Here is a 3,540-nt window from a genome sequence, read left to right as displayed (position 1 = left end):
GCCTTCTACGCAAGCTTGAACGCAGCCGAAAAAGCAGCCTAATCATTGAACCACAAACTCTCCGGTGAACCCGGGGCGGTTCAATCTGTGCCGCGAAGGCGAGCATTGCCCCTGCCACGGCGAGAAGCACGCCCGCAATCCCCAGTATCTGATACGGCTCCTCAGCCCAGAGCGGATTCAGCCGGCGTAGAGCTGGAAAGACCAGCCAGATAAGCGGTCCAAGAAGCGCCAGAGCGAAGGCCAGGCGAAAGCCAAACGCGGCAACGCGCTCGGTCCCACGCGCCCGTCCGAACAGCCAGACCGGTTGTCCTGCGACCCGTGCGGCCTCGGCCGTCCCCCAGGCGAAGGCTCCCAGATACATCGCCATGATGCCGAGACCGATCCATCCTGCCTGTCCCAGCATCTCAGGCTTCTTTCGTGGGATCGAAGGCCAGCAAGCGCAGGGCATTGAGCGTGACGAGAACCGTGGCGCCGGTATCGGCCAAGATGGCGATCCAGAGGCCGGTGATGCCCAAGACCGAGGTCACGAGAAACACCGCCTTGAGCCCAAGCGCCAGCATCACGTTCTGCCTGATATTGCCCATTGTCGCACGTGACAGCCGGATCAGGGCCGGGGCATCAGTCACCCGGTCCCGAAGGATCGCTCCATCGGCCGTCTCCAGCGCCACATCGGTGCCCGAGCCCATCGCCACGCCGACCCTTGCTTCCTTCAAGGCAGGGGCGTCGTTGATGCCATCACCGATCATCATGACGCTGCCCTGGCGGTTCAGGTCGCGGATTGCGGTCAGCTTGTCCTCGGGCATCATGCCGGCCCGGAAGGCGATGCCGAGGTTTCCGGCAATGGCCGCTGCGGTGCGGGGGTTATCTCCGGTCAGCATCGTGGCGCTGACGCCCAAGGCGCTCAACTGTCGAACGGCCCTGACAGCATCCTCGCGCGGCTCGTCCCGCATCGCGATCAGCCCGAGAGGCTGCCCAGCCCGGAACACGGCCACAACGGTCTTGCCCTGCTCTTCCAGCACAGTCGCGCGCTGCACGGCAGCGGCGTCGATCCCGCCACTTTCCGCAGCATGGGACGGCGAGGACACCCAGGCCTTTGCCTCGCCCACGATGGCTTCAACGCCTCGTCCGGCCAAGGCGCGCGCATCACGCACGGCCGGGATCGACACCTCGCCCACCTTCGCCCGGCGCAGGATTGCCAAAGCGAGCGGATGGTTCGAGCCGGTCTCCACGCCACCCGCAACGGCCAGAAGCTCGGCCTCGGGAACGCCAGAGGCAGGGATCAGATCGGTCACGACCGGCTTGCCCCGCGTCAGGGTGCCGGTCTTGTCGAACGCGACATGCGTGGTCTTTGCCGCCGCCTCGATCACCGCGCCGCCTTTCATCAGCAATCCGCGTTTCGCTCCCGAGGACAGCGCCGAAGCGATGGAGGCAGGGACCGAGATCACCAGGGCGCAAGGGCAGCCGATCAGCAGCAATGCCAACCCGCGATAGATCCAGGTGCTCCAGTCCTGACCAAAGGCCAGCGGCGGAACCACGACCACAAGTGCCGAGAGCGCGATGACTGCTGGCATGTAGACCCGTGAGAAACGGTCGATGAACCGTTCCGTGGGTGCGCGGGCTTCCTCGGCCTCTTCCACCAGGCGAATGATGCGGGCGATGGTGTTGTCTGACGGTTCCGTTGTCACGCGCATGCGCAGCGCGACCTCGGTATTGATGGAGCCGGCAAAAACCCCATCCCCCACGCTTCGGGTCACAGGCACGCTTTCGCCGGTGACCGGGCTTTCGTCGACACCGCTCGTGCCTTCTATAATGTCGCCATCCGCGGGAATGCGATCGCCGGGACGAACGAGGACGATCTGCCCGATCTCCAGACTGTTGGCCGGGACGCTCCGTGTCTGGCCGCCGACTTCCAGAAGCGCTGTCTTCGGGACAAGATTTGCCAAGGCCCGGATGCCCTGGCGCGCCTTCCCGGCAGCAACCCCCTCAAGGACCTCCCCCACGGCAAACAGGAAGATAACCAAGGCTGCTTCTTCCGCGGCGCCGATGAGCAGCGCACCAGCGGCAGCAAGGGTCATCAGCCCCTCGATGGTGAAGGGCTGTCCCATGCGCAGCGCCTCGAAGGCGCGCTTTGCCATCGGAACAAGGCCGATCAGGCAGGCGGCGACAAAGGCCCAGGAGCCGGCCTCTGCCGATGTCAGCATCTCGATCAACCAGGCGATGGACAGCAAAGCGCCGGTCAAGATGACAGCTCGACCCTTTCCCGTCTGGTACCAAGACTTCTCCCGTTCGGCTGGAGCCTGAGCCTCAGGAGCCTCGTGCTGCATCGGAGCAGTGGAGCTGCTTTCATCCTGGTCCTCTGAGGTGCTTGTCCGAGAGGTCGGCATCGCGTCCGGCAGCACGAATGCCTTCTTGCGCGGGGCCTGCTGGCCCTTGGGCGCAATCCCGAAGCCCAGCTTGCGGATAGTACCCTCGATGATCTCCGGCTCTGTCGTGCCCGGAGCCAGGTTCAGCGACAGACGTTCCGCCATTAGCGCGACCTTGACGTCGCTAACACCTGGCAACCGCTCCACCGCCCGTGACACCTTTGTCGTGCAGGCCGCGCAGTCCATGCCTGTCACGGTCCACTCGCGTTGCTCTGTCATTTCAACCGACATCTTGCTTCCCGCCCGAGGTCTTTTCTTCATCGAGTCGGCAAGATAGGAGCTCTAGCAACTAGAGGTTCAAGAGGTTTCTCATGCTGAGCATCGGAAAACTGAGCGCGACCACCGGCGTCAAGGTGCCGACCATCCGCTACTACGAAGAGATTGGCCTGCTGCCCGAGGCCGAGCGAAGCGCGGGCAACCAGCGGCTTTATGCCACGAAGGCCCAGGAACGGCTTGCCTTTATCCGCCACTCCCGCGAACTCGGATTCTCGCTTGACGACATCCGGGAACTCCTCAGTCTGTCAGACCGGCCCGACATGTCCTGTGCTGCCGCCGATGTGATCGCCACGCGCCAACTTGGGTTCGTCAAGGACCGCATCACCCGCCTTCAAGCCTTGCAGCAGGAGTTGGAGCGCATGCTGACGCAATGCGCCCAAGGCACCATCTCGGACTGCAAGGTCATCGAGGCGCTGAGCAACCATGAGAACTGTCTGCACCCCCATCATGGCGAAGTCTGAAGCAATAATGGGAGTAAAGAAAATGGAGATTTCTTTAACCCAGAGCTGCAGGCCATCGTTGCTGTTGGTGAGCCTGGCAGTTCCGAGTAAATCTACTCGGTAAGGAAAACTAGGGAAGCTTACTCCCTTCTCATGATGACTTTTCTTACTGAAGTCGCCCTTGGTCTTGATGATCGGCTATTCGCGGGTTTCCACCATTGAGCAGAACCTGACTTGGCATTCTTGATCAATGGCAGATGCCACGTTCAGCAACCAAGAGATCGGCGCGAAGAGCTCATCAGGGACATTTGTTCACGGCGTGTTGATTTCCACCCAGAACTGAGCCGGCATTTCCATCGAGAAGTGAGCCACCTCTAACTATGGATTTCCGGTCATTCAGT

2 protein-coding genes and 1 pseudogene are annotated in these 3,540 nt (G+C 62.2%); 1 reads left to right on the top strand and 2 read right to left on the bottom strand.

Translation table 11 applies throughout. The annotated features are described in order from the left end of the window. Together IE224_RS21220 and IE224_RS20525 are read right to left on the bottom strand one after the other, a co-directional pair. Positions 1 to 403 (bottom strand): annotated as a pseudogene (locus tag IE224_RS21220) (hypothetical protein); the annotation flags it as partial. 1 nt (position 404) lies between these two features. After that, complete coding sequence (locus tag IE224_RS20525) at positions 405 to 2,654, bottom strand: heavy metal translocating P-type ATPase (protein ID WP_191313350.1); 2,250 nt, start codon at positions 2,652 to 2,654, stop codon at positions 405 to 407. Positions 2,655 to 2,734: 80 nt separating this feature from the next. Here IE224_RS20525 and IE224_RS20520 point away from each other — a divergent pair, with 80 nt between their 5' ends. Next, the gene (locus IE224_RS20520; RefSeq protein WP_191313348.1) at positions 2,735 to 3,160 is read left to right on the top strand and encodes a MerR family transcriptional regulator; all 426 of its coding nucleotides are present in this window, start codon (positions 2,735 to 2,737) and stop codon (positions 3,158 to 3,160) included. Positions 3,161 to 3,540 lie beyond the last annotated feature (380 nt).

This window comes from Paracoccus aerius, from assembly GCF_014656455.1.
GTDB lineage: Bacteria > Pseudomonadota > Alphaproteobacteria > Rhodobacterales > Rhodobacteraceae > Paracoccus > Paracoccus aerius.
This window is presented reverse-complemented; position numbering and strand designations above follow the sequence as displayed.